12 protein-coding genes are annotated in these 18,623 nt (G+C 41.4%); all 12 read left to right on the forward strand.

Annotated elements, in window-relative coordinates:
- Positions 1–51: 51 nt before the first annotated feature.
- The 12 genes from L3V31_RS14505 to L3V31_RS14560 all read left to right on the forward strand — a co-directional run bounded on the left by L3V31_RS14505 (position 52) and on the right by L3V31_RS14560 (position 18,622).
- Positions 52–393, forward strand: coding sequence for a hypothetical protein (locus L3V31_RS14505; RefSeq protein WP_237316819.1), 342 nt, complete (start codon positions 52–54; stop codon positions 391–393).
- 214 nt (positions 394–607) lie between these two features.
- Entirely contained in the window at positions 608–4,144 is a 3,537-nt protein-coding gene (gene hsdR / locus L3V31_RS14510) for a type I restriction-modification system endonuclease (protein ID WP_237316821.1), read from the forward strand.
- A 122-nt stretch (positions 4,145–4,266) separates the two neighbouring features.
- Positions 4,267–5,868, forward strand: coding sequence for an N-6 DNA methylase (locus L3V31_RS14515; RefSeq protein ID WP_237316823.1), 1,602 nt, complete (start codon positions 4,267–4,269; stop codon positions 5,866–5,868).
- Positions 5,868–7,217, forward strand: coding sequence for a restriction endonuclease subunit S (locus tag L3V31_RS14520; RefSeq protein ID WP_237316824.1), 1,350 nt, complete (start codon positions 5,868–5,870; stop codon positions 7,215–7,217). Before L3V31_RS14515 ends, L3V31_RS14520 begins: the two co-directional genes overlap by 1 nt.
- 48 nt (positions 7,218–7,265) lie before the next feature.
- Positions 7,266–8,138, forward strand: coding sequence for a hypothetical protein (locus tag L3V31_RS14525; protein ID WP_237316826.1), 873 nt, complete (start codon positions 7,266–7,268; stop codon positions 8,136–8,138).
- A gap of 90 nt (positions 8,139–8,228) precedes the next feature.
- Complete coding sequence (locus tag L3V31_RS14530; protein WP_237316828.1) at positions 8,229–8,720, forward strand: hypothetical protein; 492 nt, start codon at positions 8,229–8,231, stop codon at positions 8,718–8,720.
- Positions 8,717–9,073, forward strand: coding sequence for a hypothetical protein (locus L3V31_RS14535; RefSeq protein ID WP_237316830.1), 357 nt, complete (start codon positions 8,717–8,719; stop codon positions 9,071–9,073). The genes L3V31_RS14530 and L3V31_RS14535 overlap by 4 nt, the downstream gene beginning before the upstream one ends.
- Positions 9,064–9,762, forward strand: a complete 699-nt coding sequence (locus L3V31_RS14540; RefSeq protein ID WP_237316832.1) for a hypothetical protein — start codon at positions 9,064–9,066, stop codon at positions 9,760–9,762. Before L3V31_RS14535 ends, L3V31_RS14540 begins: the two co-directional genes overlap by 10 nt.
- Before the next feature lie 63 nt (positions 9,763–9,825).
- Positions 9,826–10,695: a viperin family antiviral radical SAM protein gene (locus tag L3V31_RS14545; protein WP_237316834.1), complete on the forward strand. Its 870-nt coding sequence runs from the start codon at positions 9,826–9,828 to the stop codon at positions 10,693–10,695.
- Positions 10,696–11,170: 475 nt separating this feature from the next.
- Positions 11,171–13,843, forward strand: coding sequence for an AAA family ATPase (locus tag L3V31_RS14550; protein ID WP_237316836.1), 2,673 nt, complete (start codon positions 11,171–11,173; stop codon positions 13,841–13,843).
- A 5-nt stretch (positions 13,844–13,848) separates the two neighbouring features.
- Positions 13,849–15,141 (forward strand): McrC family protein, encoded by a 1,293-nt coding sequence (locus L3V31_RS14555; protein WP_237316838.1) that lies wholly within the window; start codon positions 13,849–13,851, stop codon positions 15,139–15,141.
- Positions 15,142–15,256: 115 nt separating this feature from the next.
- Entirely contained in the window at positions 15,257–18,622 is a 3,366-nt protein-coding gene (locus L3V31_RS14560; RefSeq protein WP_237316840.1) for an STY4851/ECs_5259 family protein, read from the forward strand.
- The last annotated feature ends 1 nt before the right edge of the window (position 18,623 follow it).

An 18,623-nucleotide genomic window follows, 5' to 3' on the forward strand; every position in this document is an offset into this window, starting at 1 on the left:
TTTTGATTCAGGTTAGGCTGTGAACTCACTCAACCACTGAAAGGTTACTTAATGAAAAATAAAACCATCAAAGCTCTTAACGAAAAACTAGGATCACCGGTACGCGAGACTAAAAAAGCGCTCGCGTGGAACGTTACATCTGGCTATGGGATTGTTGTTCAGATTGATCAACCAAATTCTAGCGAATATGCACTGGTTTGGCTGCCTTATAACTCCGATGCCTTAGAACAATTAAAGATGGAGAAAGCAATCTACCCGGAAGATAAAGGTAGACACAGCAATACCTATGCTAGCCCAGGGTTGTCGAGAGGTGACATCGCAATTAGGTTAAAGGTTCAAACCAACGATGAACTCGATAATCTATTGAACTATGTTTTCGAACCATTTAATTAAGCTTGTGTAGAATTCGGAGGAAGACATTGTTGGTTTGTTTCTAAGTTATAAAAAAACCAATGAGAATATGTTCATATCTGCCTAACTCGTCATTTTATAAAGGTTTTTTATAGTATGATGAGGAAAATGCTCGTTTAGGTTGGCACTTTCGAAGCAAACGCTGGCCAGTAGATAGTCAAAGGCGAGCGAGAATAAATATCTGTTGGTTAGAACTATGCAAAAATCAAACTTCGAATTTCTCAAGGGCGTAAATGACTTTCTGTTTGCCATTGCTCGTGCAGCTGAAAAAAATTATCCAGACGACCCGAATACTACTCTGGTAAAGCTAAGAATCTTTGGCGAGGCGACAGCGAAGCATCTCGCCAAGCTACTGGATATTGAAATCCCTGAAAATCAGAATGATTTGTTAAGGGAACTGGGAAAAATCCATTTCGTTGATGATTCAATTCTTGGTGTTTTTCATAAGCTAAGAAAGATCGGTAATCAGGCAGTTCATGAATACCATGATGACTTGCAAGACGCTGAAATGTGCCTGCGGTTGTCATTCAGGCTTGCTGTTTGGTACTACCGACTTGTCTCTAAAAACTTTGATTTCCCCGTACCTCAATTTGTTTTACCGACTTCCGAAAATCATGAAAATTACGAGCTAGAAGTTTTAACATTGAAGCAAGAGCTCGCATTAGCACGTCAATCTGAAACACAGACTAAAGCTGAGTTAGAGGCTCAACAATCTAAATTGACGGCTTTAAGTGGTTATATTTCTGTTCTTGAAAGTAAACAAGAAGAGACTGAAGAACAAACACAAGCTCGTATTGCTGCATTGGAAGCTAAGTTAGCAGAAAAAGATCAAGAGCTTTCCAAGAAAACAGAAGCAGAGCGTAAAGCTTATAAACAACAAATCACTAATCAGGCCGCATCTCGTAGTCTAGACCTTTCAGAAGCAGAAACTCGTTATCTAATTGATACCCAGTTACGAAAAGCAGGCTGGGATGCGGATACAAAGTTACTGAATTTTTCTAACGGTACTCGTCCTGAGAAAGGACGTAATATCGCTATTGCTGAATGGCCAACCGGCAAAGATGAAACCGGCAAAATGGGCTTTGCGGATTACGTGCTATTTGCGGGTTTAAAGCCTGTTGGTGTCGTTGAAGCGAAAAAAGCCAATAAAGATGTGGCAGGAAAGCTGACCGAAGCCTACCGATATAGCAAATATTTCGATTTTAATTTTCTTCGTCACGAATTAGAAAATGCAGCAAACGATGATGACTCATTAGCCCAAGTGGCTGAAGCGTTACCTCTTTATCTGCCAACATGGGCTGATTCACATGGTAGTGAACGTTTTAAAATCCCTTTCTGTTTCTCGGCGAACGGGCGTGATTATCGCGCAGCCGTAAAAACCAAAAGTGGTATCTGGTATCGCGATGTTCGTCATGCCACCAATATGTCTCAGGCTCTGCCTGAATGGCATCGCCCTGAAGAACTGTTATCTAAGTTAGAAAACGACACTCAACTGCAAAATCGCTGGTTCAAAGATAACGCTGATATGAGTGATCTTGGTTTGCGTTACTATCAGGAAGAAGCGGTTCAAGCGGTAGAAAGCGCGATTGTTTCTGGTCAGCAAGATATTCTATTGGCAATGGCGACAGGCACAGGTAAAACCCGTACCGCTATTGCTTTAATGTACCGCTTAATTCAGTCACAGCGTTTTAACCGTGTCTTATTTTTGGTTGATAGAACATCTCTGGGCTATCAGGCGCTTGGTTCGTTTGAAGATACCAATATTAAAGGCGATACCTTTAATGCCATCTTTAACATTAAAGGGTTAACCGATCGTTTCCCAGAAGACAGCACTAAGATTCACGTCGCGACTGTGCAGTCGTTAGTGAAGCGTACCTTGCAAAGCGACGAAGTGATGCCTGTTGGGCGTTACGATTGCATCATTGTTGATGAAGCGCACCGTGGCTATATACTGGATAGAGAGCAGACTGAAGGGGAAGAGAAGTTCCGTAATCAGTTAGATTTCATCTCTTCATACCGCAGAATTATCGATCATTTCGATGCAGTAAAAGTGGCACTAACGGCAACACCAGCATTACATACCGTCGATATTTTTGGCGGTGAAAAGAAACAGCCTGTCTATCGTTATAGCTACCGTAAAGCGGTTATTGACGGTTTCTTATGTGACCAAGAGCCGCCGATCAGAATTATCACTAAGTTGAGTGAAGAGGGCGTTTATCTTTCTCAAGGCTCAGAGGTTCAGCGTCTGTCTAATCAGGGAGAACTGATTGACGATACGATGGAAGATGAACAAGGTTTTGAAGTCGCAGATTTTAACCGCAACTTAATCGCATCGAACTTTAACAAAGTGATTTGTGAGGAACTGGTTAAACACATCGATACGACAAGCCCGCAAAAAACATTGGTCTTCTGTGTGAACAACACTCATGCCGATACCGTAGTAGAAGAGCTTCGTACGGCATTTAAAACTAAATATCCTCAGTTAGAACACGACGCGATTATTAAAATCACCGGTGATTCCGATAAAGATTCCACCAAAGTGCAATCCATGATCACCCGTTTCAATAAGGAACGTTTACCAAACATTGTGGTGACGGTTGATTTGCTCACCACGGGTATTGATATTCCAAGCATTTGTAACCTGGTCTTTATGCGCAAAGTACGCAGCCGTATTTTGTATGAGCAGATGAAAGGGCGCGCTACCCGCTTATGCCCTGAAGTCGGTAAGAGCTCATTCCGTATTTTTGATACGGTAGATTTGTATTCGACTCTGCAAAGCGTCGATACCATGCGCCCGGTGGTGGTTCGCCCGCAAGTAGAACTGCAAACCTTGGTTAATGAAATTACCGACTCGAAAACCTATAAAGTGATAGAGGCTGACGGGCGTAGCTTTGCTGAACATAGCCACGAACAACTGGTCGCTAAATTGCAGCGCATTATCAGCCACGCTCAGTTTAACCGTAATAAATCTAAACAGGTTGATGGTCAAATTAAGCGTCTTGATGAATTGTGTGGTGATGCGGCTGGGTGTGATTTCGCCAGTTTTGCAAAAACACTGAAGCAGAAAGGACCACAATGGTCTGCCGAAGTGTTTAACAAAATGACAAATCTGGTCAGTCGTTTGGATAATCTGAAGAACGAGATTAATGCGCTGCGTGAGATGCCTATCTTTACTGATTTACCTGACGAAGTGACGGAAGTTTCTCAGCGTTGGGGAGAGTTTGATAAAGCGGAAGATTTCCTTGAAGCATTTGACCAATTAGTGGAAGTGTCAACTAACCAGCAAGAAGCATTAGACATTATTGTTAATCGTCCTCGTGATTTAACCCGTAAAGGATTGATTGAATTACAAGAGTGGTTTGATAGCCAAAACTTCAATGATGCGAGTTTACGCAGTGCATGGAAGGTGGCTAAAAATCAGGATATTGCCGCTAAATTGATTGGTCATATTCGTCGAGCTTCGATTGGTGATGCATTATTGCCGTTTGATGAACGTGTCGACTTAGCCCTAAACAAAATTAAAGCCGCCAATGAGTGGAATGAAGAACAGCTTAATTGGCTGGAACGTTTATCCGCGTCGATCAAAGACAAAGTAGTACTGGATGAAGACACCTTCAAAACCGGTAACTACAAGCGTAAAGGTGGCAAACGCAAGCTGATGAATGTGTTTAATGATGAATTAGACACCATTCTCTCTCAATTTAATCAATTTATGTGGGATGAGCCCGCCTAGCTAAGTACAATCACCCGCAATGAATTTATTAATGCCTTCTCTTTCTATCGAGAGAGAAGGTAAACAGAACTAGTTAGACTCACTTAGCTAACAATGAGCAGCGTGAGCATTAGAGAACCAATATGAATAACAACGATTTAGTAGCCAAACTCTGGAAACTGTGTGACAACCTGCGTGACGGCGGCGTTTCTTACCAAAACTACGTTAATGAATTAGCTTCATTACTGTTTTTGAAAATGTGTGAAGAGACAGAGCAAGAGGGTGACCTGTTACCAGAAGGCTATCGTTGGGCAAATCTAAAATCGAAAATTGGTCAGGAACAGCATCAGTTTTACCGCAATATGTTGGTTCAGCTGGGTGCTGACGACCATGCCATTGTGCGAGCCATTTTCCAGAACGTAAACACCACCATTACTCAGCCAGCGCAGTTAACTGAGTTGGTTGACAATATGGATAACCTTGAGTGGTTCGATGGCAGTCAAGGTAAAAGCCGTGACGATTTCGGTGATATGTATGAAGGCTTGCTGCAAAAAAACGCGAATGAAACCAAATCAGGCGCAGGTCAATACTTCACGCCTCGTGCACTGATTAACACCATAGTGAAAGTAATGCAGCCACAGCCGCGCGAAATTATTCAGGACCCAGCAGCAGGCACGGCTGGTTTCTTGATCGAAGCAGATAAATACATAAAAGCTCAAACAAACGATTTAGAAGATTTGGATGACGACGATCAGCAGTTCCAAATGACCAAAGCTTTTGTCGGTTTAGAACTTGTACCTGAAACGCGCCGTTTAGCACTGATGAACTGCTTGTTGCACGATATTGAAGGTGACGTAAACGAAGGTGCCATTCGTCTTGGAAACACATTAGGTAGCGCTGGTGAAAGTCTGCCAAAAGCCAATGTGATTTTAACCAATCCGCCATTTGGTAGTGCGGCAAGTACTAATATTACCCGCACCTTTGTCCACCCAACAGGTAACAAACAGCTCTGTTTTATGCAGCACATCTATGATGCATTAGAACCAGGTGGTCGTGCGGCTGTGGTGATTCCAGATAACGTGTTATTTGAAGGTGGTAAAGGTACGGAGATCCGCCGTGACCTAATGGATAAATGTAACCTGCACACCATTTTGCGTTTGCCTACGGGTATTTTCTACGCCCAAGGGGTGAAAACCAATGTGCTGTTCTTCCAAAAAGGCACGCCTGAGAACAAACATCAGGATAAAGGCTGTACCAAAGAAACCTGGGTATTCGATATGCGAACCAATATGAATACTTTTGGTAAGCGTCGCCCACTGACAGAAAAGCACTTTGATGCCTTTATTGCGGCCTACGGCGCAGATAAAAACGGTCAGTCACCTCGTGAAGAAGGCATATACGAAACGCTAGGCAATATTTTTGCTGAAGGTGAAACAGCAGAAAGTTTGAGCGAGAAAGCGCACAAGGTAGATAGCGCTCGCTGGCGTAAATTCAGCCGAGAATACATTCGTGACCAGAAAGGCGACAGTTTAGATATCTCATGGCTAAAAGATTTAGAAGCAACCAGTGCTGAAAACTTACCAGAACCAGAAGTACTGGCAGGCGAAGCAATGGCAGAACTGACTGAAGCAATGTCTGAAATTTACCAGTTGATGCAGGCTTTAGGCGCAAATGATGAAGCGCAAGCACAGAAGCAACTACTGGAAGAAGCGTTTGGCTTATCTGAAAAGCCGGAGGCTGAGTAATGAGTGAGTTGCCGAAAGGGTGGATAGACGCCAGAGTTTCAGAAGTAGCTAAAGTTGAAAGTGGCGTAGGTTTTCCTAAGAAATTTCAAGGTATGGAAACTGATCATTTGCCAGTATACAAAGTTGGGGATATTTCTAGGTCTGTTCAAAGTGGTGAGTCATCCTTAAACTCTTCATCTAACTATATTGATGAATCAACTAGATTAGCAATGAAAGGTAAAATATATCCTGAAGGTAGTACGCTTTTTGCAAAAATCGGAGAAGCGTTAAAGCTTAATCGTAGAGGATTTTTATCTAGAGCTGGATTAGCTGACAATAATGTTATGGGCGTTATTCCTGATAAGCTTACTAAAGGTAAGTATTTGTATTACTTACTTAAAACGGTTGATCTGTCATCTTTTTCAAGATCATCTGCTGTTCCCTCCATTAGAAAAGGAGATGTAGAAGATCTAACAGTACCACTTCCCCCACTACCCGAACAAAAACGCATCGTTGAAAAACTCGATGAAGTATTGGCACAGGTTGACACCATCAAAGCCCGTTTAGATGGTATTCCTGATTTGCTAAAACGCTTCCGCCAATCGGTACTCGCTTCCGCAGTTTCAGGGAAGTTGATACCTGTCAATGAATCGAGGATCGTAAAAGTAGGGGATATATCAGAAGACATTAGATATGGCACTTCCAAAAAGTGTGATTATAAGGGAGGAAGTACTCCTGTAATTCGTATTCCTAATATAGGTGACAGAAGGCTAGATATATCAGATTTAAAATCGGCAGACTTTACTGAGAAAGAACTTGATAAATTAACGCTTCAGTCAGGGGATATCTTGGTGATTCGTTCTAACGGTAGTTTGGACCTAGTAGCTAAACCAGCAATAGTTGAGCCTCAGTACGAAGGTTTTCTATATGCGGGTTACTTGATTCGAATTAGATGTGATAGAGAGCTAATCTTACCTAGTTTCCTACTAAACGTGTTGAGCTCTAGGGTTGTTAGGGATGTTGTTGAACTAGGCGCACGTTCAACAAGTGGAGTTAATAATATTAACTCGAAAGAATTAGCGGCTTTGGAGTTTGTACTGCCTTCAATGGATGAACAAAAAGAGATTGTCCGCTTAGTCGACCAATATTTCGCATTCGCTGACACCATCGAAGCACAAGTGAAAAAAGCGCAGGCGAGGGTAGATAGCCTGACTCAAAGCATTTTAGCCAAAGCCTTCCGTGGTGAACTTGTCCCGCAAAATGATGACGACGAACCTGCTGAAGTGCTGCTAAAGCGAATTGCTCAGGCTCGTAAAGAGGCTGAGGCATTGGCGAAAGCCGCAAAGAAGGCTGGAAAGAAAAAAGCCTAGTGTACTAATGGGAAGGTCCAAACTAACAACAGGTAAGTGTGCAGTGGCATGAGTGAATCGAAGAACAACAAATGGTTTAAATCAGTGGTGATTCTGGTCATTTTTGCCATTGCAATGAGCCAGCTTTTAGAAAGAACCTTAGTTTGGAATTATCAGGAAGACAGTATTACAGGTGCTTTCACCATCTATGGCATAGCAAGAGCGTTAAACGCCGCGATATCCATGCTGCAGGGCACCGATATCAGTGTTGTGGTTGTGTCGGTATCTGTCGGTGAGTTACTTGACCCCATTAACGATTTGATAGAGCGATTCTCATGGATTGTGATGATGGCAATCGCATCACTGGGTATTCAGAAAGTTTTGCTATCTGTCGTGGTATCAAAGGCTGCGAGTCTATTATTAGGAGCGGTTGTTGCTGGATATCTCGCGACACTGTGGTACAAGCCATTCGCTAAGTATCGTAATGTCAGCTTCAAAGCCATCTGTATTCTGTTCTTTATCCGTTTTTCTCTATCAATGGTCTTCATATGTAACTTTGCGCTGGATGTTTACTATTTTAGCGATCAGAAAAATACAGCAGAGGCAGCGTTGGTTAATACACAAACGGTTATCGCAAGTAATGCAGCTATTGCTATAGAGAACGATAGTGAGGAATCTGATGGCTGGTTTGAAAAGGCAAAAAAGACCTTTAATGAAACAAAAGGGAGTTTTACTGACGTTGAGGATAAAGTCGCTGGTATTACCGGCAGTGTAGAAAATTCCATATCATCGTTATTAGACTTGATTGTGTTTTATATATTGCAAACCGTGCTACTGCCAATCGCGTTTTTGTTTGCTTTTTATAAAGTCTTGAGGCTGATGTTAGCTATGGATTTCACAACGACAAAAGGTTCTGAAAGCGAACAACGATTGGCTTGTTAATAGGGAGAAATAGCAGCTCTTCTTATGGGGTGTAGTTAAACTTACTCGCTCTGGTAAACAGATTATTTTAATAAAATGTTGGATAGGGATATGCAAGATAATAAAAATTTAGGTGCGTCAATTTGGAAGTGGTTAAAGTTCACTGTGAAGTGGCTTTGGCTATTGGCTATGTTTGTTCTGGGAATCGCGGCGTATGCATTTCTGCCGTTGGAGATATTTGAGTATTCATATTCGGTGTCAGAACTGGACCTGATTGAAACGATATTTATCGTTTTATTGGTGATGTTTGCTTACCACTATATAAAACTATGCCGCCGTACAGAAGCGCCGTTTATTCGTAAAGTCATTACCCCTTGGGTACATCAGGCGTATCTGCTTTTAGTTTTAGTTCTACTGGGGATTGTCGCAGTACAATTTTCCGAATTGGAATTTGATGATTTTGAAACAATGCCATTGATGGATTTTGTCAGCTATGTATTGATGTCAATGACACTGTTGTATAGCTATAAGCGAATGAATAAATATCCTGGCAAGCAAGTGATAGCAGTAGAAGCAGTCGCTAAAGAAGGAGCCGTAGAATGAAACGTATCTATTTTTTAACAGGTCTCCTTTTATTATCTGTAGGGCAAACGAGTTATGCCTTTGAGCACACTTCAGCGAAGCCGGGAGATGTGGCATTTTTGGTATCGTCATGTCGGGAATATATAGAGTTATATAAAAAGAAAGATGACCCACGTTTTGGTGCTTACCTCACAACATCAAAAGAAGAGAGTTTTCGCGCAGGTTACTGTCTGGGAGCGGTAATGCACACGAATAATACCTGTCGTTACGGGTATGGTTCTCAATCGGTTTATCGATCGGCAGAAGTGATTGCGTCAATTGAAGATAGTTATTACTCAGAAACCAAACTGTTGGAAGATACTGTATGCCGTTAGTCAATACCAATCAGGCGGTGCAGCAGTTGTTTGGTGTTGACGGTAAACAGCTCCGTTCTAAAGCTAACAGTTATTTACGCAATGGTACGATTCCGTCATCGGCAGTGGTCGATGACGGATTTTCTGATTCCGATTTGGGTATGCGAGGTAAAAAGCTGCTCAAATCACAAGCAGTAGATTGTTTGTTTAATGCCTTAGTGTTGGATGCTTTTTTCAATGATACTAAGCATGTTAAAGAGATCTTTGAAAAAGAATCAACCAGAACTGAAGCTGCCAAACTGTGCGAAGAAGTTTTGCTCAAAGCGCAATTTGTGGATATCAACTCAAAGTTAACCAGTGAGGCTCAGCTATTCCTTCACCAGCTTAGTGATGCAAAGTTTGTCCTGCGTGATACTCGACTAATCAGCCCGTTTGTAGAGCAGCGACTACCGCAAATGGATATCGCTATGCTGAATACTGGGTTGCTCTACCATTTACTTCGTTCCCAGCGTTTAGCGCTTTCTCATAAAGAGTCACTGCTTCTTTGCTTATTGGAAGACGATCTTGCTGGTGCTGTGAGTATCGCTGACCAATTAGATGCGGCATTACTGGCCGATGATCAGCTATTAGCCGCTTTGGTTATGCGGGTTCGCCAAGATTTTCAGGAAGCGCAATCTTTTAACTCTCTATTAAATATTCTGCCTAACTAAAAAACGCTTTTTTGTGCAGTGCACAAATCAACACTACTCCTACTGACCAAAAGGAGTAGTGTTATGAACAAAGCAAAACAACTTGTAATCAATTATCACATCACTGAAAAATGTAATTACGATTGTCATTACTGTTACGCCAAATGGGCGAAACCCAACGAACTTCATCGAAACCTAGATGACATGAAGTTAGTGCTAAATAGACTGGCTGATTACTTTCTTTCCCCAAATTCCATTCATCGACAACTCGGTTATCAACGCGTTCGCCTGAATTTTGCCGGTGGTGAGCCATTGCTGTTAAAGCAACGCTTTATCGATGCGCTAGACTACGCTTTAGAGTTAGGCTTTGATACCTCGATAATTACCAACGGTCATTTAATTACTGACGAATTTATTGCTCAGCATTCTCATAAACTTCAGATGTTAGGTATTAGCTACGATGCCTGTAGCCTTAATGTTCAGCAGAAAATAGGACGAGCAACCACTTCAGGAAAGGTGTTGTCTCCAGAACGCTTACAGTCAATCTTTCAACAAGTTAAAACGGTTTCCCCTAAGACAGAGCTAAAAATCAATACAGTCGTTAATCAATTTAATACAGAGGAAGACTTCAACGCTTTAATGGAAGCTATTCAGCCTAACAAATGGAAAGTTTTGCGAGTTTTACCGGTATTTGATTCCATCCAAACCATTAGTGATCAGCAGTTTGATGCTTTCGTTGAACGTCACCAATCGGTGTCTCATTTGATGTCAGTTGAGAATAACGACTCAATGACAAATTCCTATCTAATGCTTAGCCCAGACGGTTCATTTTTCCAGAACGGTAATGGTTCACAAGGCTATTTTAAGAGTCGTCCTTTGATTTGCACGCCAATAGAAACCGCTTTAGCTGACACGGGCTTTGATGTCGCCAAGTTTGCGCAACGTTACAAGTAGGAGGCTATATGAACGCTAAATATGTGAGCGTAAACGGTGGTTCAAAAATAGAAATTGTCGCCTCTAAGGTGTCACCGGTAATAATGGACAAGGCAAAGACGTTAGTGACAAAAATATTTTCTGACGAGGTTCGTCGAGGTGCAAGACCTAAGGTGATACGACGAAATAAAAGATGGTTAAGTTATAGGATAAACAGGCGATACCGTTTGTTAGTAAAGCGCAGGTGTTCGACTGTTGGCCCGTACTACTGCATGAGCCACAACGAGTTTGATAAGTGGGTGAACCACCATTAACACATAAAAATTGAGTTAATGATATCCAACGAATTCTACATTATGAGATCTGATGCAATCATTTGGGCGATACTTGTTTTAAAACGAACTTCGTAATGTAAAGTAATTTATCTTATGCCTACGATTTAGTATTGAGGATAATTCGTAGGCATAAAGTTTGTGGTTCCTGTGACAGTAGGCTAGTGAAAAAGAACGATAAAACGAGAACAAAAATGACCGCTGAAAACAAACAAAACAGAATCAAAAAGCAAAAAGAATTGTGGGATGCGTTCTTAAAGCGCTGGCCAATTGAAAAGCTTAAAGAACTGACGTTGGAACAATACGTTTCAACGGATGATCAAGATACGTTTACCTATTGGTTAGAGACGAAAACCAGACCGATAGGCTCTATTCAAGGTAATACATCTGCGAAGTTTGGTATTTACAAGCGAAACAGGGAAGGTAAAGAGCAAAACGGCATAGCTCACGGGGATATTTATACTTGGCGTACACGTTATGGAGAGAATGAGCAACAAGTTTTCGACTATGTTAAGAAAGAACTAATTAAAATTTTTGAAGCGGTAAAACGTGGCGACCTAGAAACTATTGACAAGATAGACTTGGCTCCGATGGTGAAATGGAAAGTCGCGTTTTTATATCAAGACCCAAATAATCCTATTTTAATAAACACTTTTTTTAAACCAAGGTTACAGATACTAACGTCAAGTAATAATAGCGCTTCATTTCCTGAACTGTACCGCAAATTAGTTGAAATGAAGGGGAGTGAAGATCTTCTAGAGTTTGGCATTAAGTGTTGGAAAATCGTACATCAAAAACAAAAAGAGATTGAGCAGAGAGCGATTTTAAATCAGTTTTCCCATGTTGGATCCTTTCAAAATAATCTAGCGAATTGGTCAGAAGATACGAAAGAGTCATTTTGCTCACTAATTAAAGACGCTCATAAGAATAGCCTAGATGTGTTTACTACTGATATCGCTGATAGTGCGATGATTCGAATTGGCCGTAAAGAATTACACAGCGAACAAGCAAAAGCAGTATTCGGTCTTTTTACGCCTACTAACGAAGGCATTAAGTTTGAGTTTGCTGGTCAATTTATAGAGAACTCTGGTGTTGAAGATGTTTGTAACCAGTTGTACCAACGTTTATGTCAATCTAAAAAGTTTGCAGAGTTCAAGAAACTATTCCCCGTTAAACGAAAACCATATTGGCCGAGTGATTATCTAGATAATGATAATGAAAGCCCGGAAGACGACGATGAAATTGGAAAGAATAGACTGATGCTAAACCAACCACCGCTTAACCAAATTTTATATGGTCCTCCAGGTACAGGTAAAACCTATCATACGATTGAAGCTGCGGTGAATGCTTCTGAGCCTGAATTTGCTTGGGACACTAGGGAAGAGTTAAAAGCTGAGTATGATCGTTTAGTTTCTGATAAACGAATTTGTTTTGTTACCTTTCACCAGAGTTATGGATATGAAGAGTTTGTAGAAGGGCTAACAGCAGAAACTACGGAAGACAAACAAATAGCCTATAGCGTAAAAGACGGTATTTTTAAGTCGATATGTGATGATGCCTCTGTATCAGAGAAGCAAGTGAGCTCTGAAATAAAGAGTACTGGCCGAGTCTGGAAATTGTCGATTGAGGGTACACATAAAAACGAAGCGAAAACTTATTGCTTTGAACATGACATTGGAGCAATAGGCTGGGCTGAAACAGGTGATCTTTCTGTTGAGGAGAGAAATGAGTATTTCTCCAATCTAGGCTCGAACAACCAAAATTCTTTGCTCTATTTTACCAATGAAATGGTGAAAGGCGACTTGGTTTTATGTATTGATAGTGCGACATCAGTTGAAGCTGTGGGAGTCGTCACTGGTGATTATCAATATAACGAATCTGGTGTTCCTACTAGAGAAGACTTTTGTCATCAGCGAGATATCAAATGGTTAGCGAAAGGCTTTTCCGTCGATTTTAAGTCTATCAATGGTAATAAGCAGTTTAGTCAGCCTACTTGTTATCCATTGTGGCGTTTATCCGTTAATGATGTCTTAAGTCATCTTCAATCTTATGACGTCGATATACATGAGTTCGATGATGAAAATAATACACAGCCAAAAAATAACTATGTTCTAGTTATTGATGAAATAAATCGTGGCAATATCTCAAAGATTTTTGGTGAACTGATTACTCTTATCGAGCCTTCAAAACGTAAAGGAGCATCGGAAGCTCTTGAGCTTGTCCTACCAAATTCCGGCAAGCCATTTTCAGTCCCAGACAACTTGTTTTTAATTGGCACGATGAATACCGCTGACCGATCTTTAGCTATGATGGATACAGCGCTTCGACGCCGTTTCGATTTTGTTGAAATGATGCCAAAGCCAGAAGTCTTCGAAGATACAAATAAGCTTCAAGGTATTGATCTACAGAAGTTACTTCAGGTGCTTAATCAACGTATAGAAATACTCTATGACCGTGAACATACATTAGGTCACGCATTCTTTATGCCTGTCAAAGAACTGGTGGATGCTGGTGAAGAAGAGCAGGCGTTTTCTGCATTAGTTTCCGTTTTCCAGAATAAAATCATTCCTCTACTTGAGGAATACTTCTTTGAAGATTGGAGCAAAATTCGTTTGGTTTTAGCAGACAACCAGAAAAAATCTCAAGAGCTTCAGTTCGTCTCTAAACAAGTTCAGAACACTCAGCAGTTAAACGATTTATTTGGCAACAACCACAAGTTGGAACAATATGGTCAGTCCATCACCAAATACACGCTAGCTGATAAAGAGGCTGATGTTTGGAACAAACCTGAGTCATATATTGGTATTTATACGACGTTAGTTAGTCCAGCCGAGTAACTGCTATGCATACGACGGTTTTTGAATACGGCTATTTGACGTCACAAGAAGTCGATCAGGCTGTACTTAAGACTTCTCGAGTATCTGAGAATACCTATAACTATCTCAAAGAGGTTTGTTTAGGTTCTGATGAGGGAAGTGTAGGGAAATGCCTGAACTTAACCAAGCGTTATGGCTATGAGTTGATTCAGGTAAAAAACTATGTGGGTGTTTTGTTTACACCCACTGGCGAACATATCGAAGTTTTACCGAAGGTTGGTAGCAAACAAAAGGACTCAAAACTATCAGTAGAAGAATCACGAGAGATGCTCTTGATGATGCTTCAACATTTGGGTTCTTTCCGTCATGTGTCGACCAACCAAGCGAATATAGCGAGCAAAAAAATGCCTCTGTTAGAGGTGTTTATTAGCCAGTTTTTGCAAGCGGTAAATTCGCTGGTGAAGAAAGGGCTCAAAAGTGACTATGTCACGCAGGTTGAAAACCTTAATTATAAAAAAGGCAAGCTGTTAACTGCTCAGCAGGTAAAACACAATCTGGTTAATAAGCATAAGTTCTACGTTGATTACGATGAGTATCTGATTAACCGTCCGGTTAACCGTTTAATAAAGACGGCTCTTCATAAACTCACACGCTATGCCATGTTGGCATCCAATCAAAAGCTATTAAGAGAATTACAGTTTGCTTTCGCTGAAGTACCAGAGAGCAAATTCATCAAACAAGATATCAATGCCGTTAAGTTAGATCGCGGAATGCTTGATTACCAAGTTCCTCTGGCGTGGGCAAAGCTAATCGTGGACGGTTTTTCTCCATTGAGCATGAAAGGAGATCATGGTGCTATATCTTTGTTGTTCCCAATGGAAGCGGTATTTGAAAGCTACGTAGTTTCGGTTTTGAGAAGTGAGCTGCCTGATGGAGTGGAACTCACATCCCAAGCTTGCTTTGAGTATTTAGTGAAACACAACGAACTAAGTCAGTTTCAGCTTAAGCCCGATTTGCTAATCACCTCGCCGGGTGGTTCTAAGATTGTGCTCGATACCAAGTGGAAACTCATTGACCTGGAAGAATATCATTATGGTATTTCGCAAGCGGATTTGTACCAAATGTTCGCCTATGGGCAAAAGTATTTAGGTGGGAAAGGGGACCTATTCTTGATCTACCCTGCACATGAGGATTTTACTAAGCCGATAGAACACAGCTTTAATTTTAGTGATGACTTAAGGCTTTGGGTCGTGCCGTTTATTTCTGATTTACAGGGGAAAAGTCGTCTAATTTGGCCTGAAACTTTTTCGTTCGATTGATTGATTTCGTAAGCTTACAAACATCACTCATCTTTTAAATAACGTAAATTACTTAATATAAAAATAGATTTTAAGCGGTTTCACCAAAGGATATAACACTACGTCAAGGCTTATTATGCAAACATACAAACACATTCTTACTTCATTTCTCAACCAGAGAGAATTGAACAAGCCAAACGCTCAACCTCTTTATAGTTACAAAGTCACGGCTGAGGAGTTTGAATTACTTAAACAGTCGTTGATTGCTAGTGTTGCGAGTAATGGAATCCACACATATTCGAATAAACCAATAAGAGAGTGGTCCGGATGTTTTGTATTGTATGCAGCAGAGTGGTGGCGCACGTCATTTCAAGGAGGAGTATGGGCTTGGGAACCTGTGTTGGAATCTTTAGGTTTACCAGCCAACGCAATTTCGCCGACACAAAGAAGTGAGATAGTTGTAAAGGGCTTAAGCTTTTGGGGAAGAAAGGTTTTAAGCAACACGAAGGGACGCATGTTACTTGGCACTGTGGCTGTTGAAGGTGGTTTACCGCAAACGCTAATTCAAGACCCACATAGTAAGCTTGCTCATTACTTCGAACAAGTCATCCAAGATTATGGCCAGTTTGCTCACTCTCGCTTAAATGCAGCCTCAATTGCGAAAGCACATGCGCATTACATTGCAGCATCTTATCGTGATGAAACGGTTTATAGTATTGTCGCACAAGTCGCTGAGTCTATTTACTCTTTGGTTGATAAACATGGCTTAGAAGAGCAGAGTGATCCGCTACATTATTTGAATACGGTCGATGCGAACTGGTCACAGAGTTTACCGTTGAATATGGAGCCTGAGGCTGCTCGGACCTTATTAGGTAACGCGCTTGGCCTTGCTGTCGAAGTTCAACGCCGTTTACCAAATTCAATTAAGGTTTTGCGTTCTTTACGTAAATCCTATTCTCATTACGCTTCTATGCTGGATGAGTTCGAGCTGGGCGCAGAAGAGGTGTACCAGTGGAAGACTCAAGTTGATATCACGCTCAAGTCTCGTCTTAACGCTCAATTTTTACAGCAGCTGTTTGGTAGTGTGAATCTACCTAAGCGCTTAAATCTGTTTGCAGTCGGTCAAAAGAGTTTGTTATTGGCAAAGGCGATTAAACGCGGTACTGATTCTGAGCACTATTTACTTGATGTTTATACGACGTCACTTCCAGAAGATTGGGTCGACCGCGACATACAGTTAAAAGTAACGGATGACTTTGGAAATACATGGTATGCCCCGGTGCTGGGTGGTGCTGGATTAGATGTGAATGAACCTTGGGTATTCACCCAACACAATGATGAATGGCTGTTTAAAGGTGCTGGGAATGTCACGTGTGAGGAATCAAACGCTTTAGTTTCAGTGCCTGAACCATTATCACATCTTGAACTGGGCAGTGTCGGCAGTATCAAAAATCGAATTCTTTATGAAGCTAATACTCAAACTAGCTCCGAGTTTTACTTTGGAGAGTATTGTGTGTCTCTGCAGCAAGAGGATACACATTCCCTAGAATACAACTTAGTCGGTCAATCGGTTTCTTATCAAACAAACCCAAGTAAGTGCTTTATTGGCTTGCCTAGTCTTGTTGCTATTGATGAAGCTGGTCGACAAACGCCTATAGCGAACACTCAGCTTCGTTGGCGTAATACGATGTTGGAACAATGGCAAACTATGAGCACTGTACCTTTTGGTAAGGTCGATATTGCTTTATTCGAAAATAATAAACCCGTTAAGCGCTTTACAGTGGGTTTATTACCGGATGATTTTGTTATTGATTTCCAGCCAAGCCATTCGGTACAAATCGGCCAAATTGGTTTTTACTCAGAGAATCAATTGCCTTCTATCGCATTAGAGGATAATGAGCTGCTCGATGTATTGCCGAGTTCTGTTCTATCTCATGCTCAAGAAGACCAGAATGAAGCAAAGCGTAGTTTGGATATGTTGAGCAGCCAAGCCCATCCTCCTGCACAGATTAATGTCCGTTTATGGTGGCAAGATCAAGCAAAGTCTTTGTCGATGACTTTGCCATTTCCTGCGAAAGGCATCTGTTTGATTGGTACTCTAGGAGAAGCCGTTCGCAATGCAGACGCCATCTTAGTCGATAGGCTCAACCGCTATGAGTTGTTCAGTTATGGTGTAAATGATTCACTAGATGTGGAATTTAAACTACAAGCTAGAGATATTCACGGTGCACTTTCTAAATCAGCATACGTTAAACGTTCTCTGCCAAAAGGCGACGCCTTGTCTGCTGGCCTTTCATTAGCGACATTCAAAGAAGATATTGACTCTCTGTTTGCTTTATCAACTTCATTAGACGCGATCGTTAAAGTTTCCGTACTCGATAATGCACATACGATATTCAATTTTAATGTTAACGCGTATGGCAACACGCTCACGCCTAACCGGGAGCTATGCACAGTTGAAATTGATAACGACTACTTTATCGGGGCACTTTCTATGGTGCCACTGGATAATCCGACCTTTGCTCCGGTTACTTTAGCCAAGAATGATGAACAGTGGCATTTCCCTGATGAAGATGCAGCGCCAGGAGCTTGGCTTATTTATGCCGATGAGGCAGAGCAGGGAGTGCGACCGTTGATGTGGAGTAAAGATCTCGAACTCTTATCGTCGCCAGGCAATAGGCTGGAAGAAGCAGCAGCGATTGGCTCACGTAAAGATCGTTTAGATAAATTCTCAGTCGTTTGTGGTCAGCTAGCGATTGAGTTTAATGCTCCTGAGTGGGCATATATCAAAGGGCTGTTGGCTTTTGATAGCGTTCCATTAACCACATTTGATTTATGGCGCGGTGCAATCACTAAACCTGAGTTTATGCTTGCAATGTTGTTAAGCGCGAATAAGAAAGAAGCCGAGCGTATTTGGCAATTTAGTAAGCAGTTTCCTTTCTTATGGCACTCACTTAAAGCCCGAGATGCAATCGCGGTGATTAATGCGTTCTATGATTCGCGTATCGAAGAGTATGGAACAGACTTTTCAGGCATCATTTGTGATCAAATAGAATCAAAATTGGACGACTTAGTCACTAGATATCACGGCTTACAAAGCCTTAAGAATCTATTGATGTATAAAATTGACTCTAGCCGAGATAAGCCATCTCTTAATCCCGCAGCCTATAAACAGCAGTTATTTGACCTACGAAATGCGTTGAACAATCAATATGATGAATCTCATTGGCCTTGTGCATTTGCAGATCACATTTTGAACAATGTCATTAACTCGGTAAATGAGCAACTATCCGGAGTCTGCTTCACCACTAAAAACCTCTATCGCAATAATGTCATGAATGCGCCTGTATTACTCGCATTATCGACTTGTGGTTCTGCTTCACTTCGCGTGACTCCAGAAGTTGTGCATGCAATGAGGCAGTATAAAAGCTTCGATCCCGACTATTTTGAACAAGCATTCGCTCTTACACATCAAATGATTTTCGGCCTAGTGAATAGCTAAA

The organism is Vibrio sp. J1-1, assembly GCF_021728395.1.
Classification (GTDB): Bacteria; Pseudomonadota; Gammaproteobacteria; order Enterobacterales; family Vibrionaceae; genus Vibrio.

Bases quoted from the DNA above. Each gene is read 5' to 3' on its own strand.
- L3V31_RS14560 (WP_237316840.1), top strand. From the start codon at position 15,257: ATGCAAACATACAAACACATTCTTACTTCATTTCTCAACCAGAGAGAA.
- L3V31_RS14530 (WP_237316828.1), top strand. From the start codon at position 8,229: ATGCAAGATAATAAAAATTTAGGTGCGTCAATTTGGAAGTGGTTAAAG.
- L3V31_RS14515 (WP_237316823.1), top strand. From the start codon at position 4,267: ATGAATAACAACGATTTAGTAGCCAAACTCTGGAAACTGTGTGACAAC.
- hsdR (WP_237316821.1), top strand. From the start codon at position 608: ATGCAAAAATCAAACTTCGAATTTCTCAAGGGCGTAAATGACTTTCTG.
- L3V31_RS14535 (WP_237316830.1), top strand. From the start codon at position 8,717: ATGAAACGTATCTATTTTTTAACAGGTCTCCTTTTATTATCTGTAGGG.
- L3V31_RS14525 (WP_237316826.1), top strand. From the start codon at position 7,266: ATGAGTGAATCGAAGAACAACAAATGGTTTAAATCAGTGGTGATTCTG.
- L3V31_RS14545 (WP_237316834.1), top strand. From the start codon at position 9,826: ATGAACAAAGCAAAACAACTTGTAATCAATTATCACATCACTGAAAAA.
- L3V31_RS14505 (WP_237316819.1), top strand. From the start codon at position 52: ATGAAAAATAAAACCATCAAAGCTCTTAACGAAAAACTAGGATCACCG.
- L3V31_RS14520 (WP_237316824.1), top strand. From the start codon at position 5,868: ATGAGTGAGTTGCCGAAAGGGTGGATAGACGCCAGAGTTTCAGAAGTA.
- L3V31_RS14555 (WP_237316838.1), top strand. From the start codon at position 13,849: ATGCATACGACGGTTTTTGAATACGGCTATTTGACGTCACAAGAAGTC.
- L3V31_RS14540 (WP_237316832.1), top strand. From the start codon at position 9,064: ATGCCGTTAGTCAATACCAATCAGGCGGTGCAGCAGTTGTTTGGTGTT.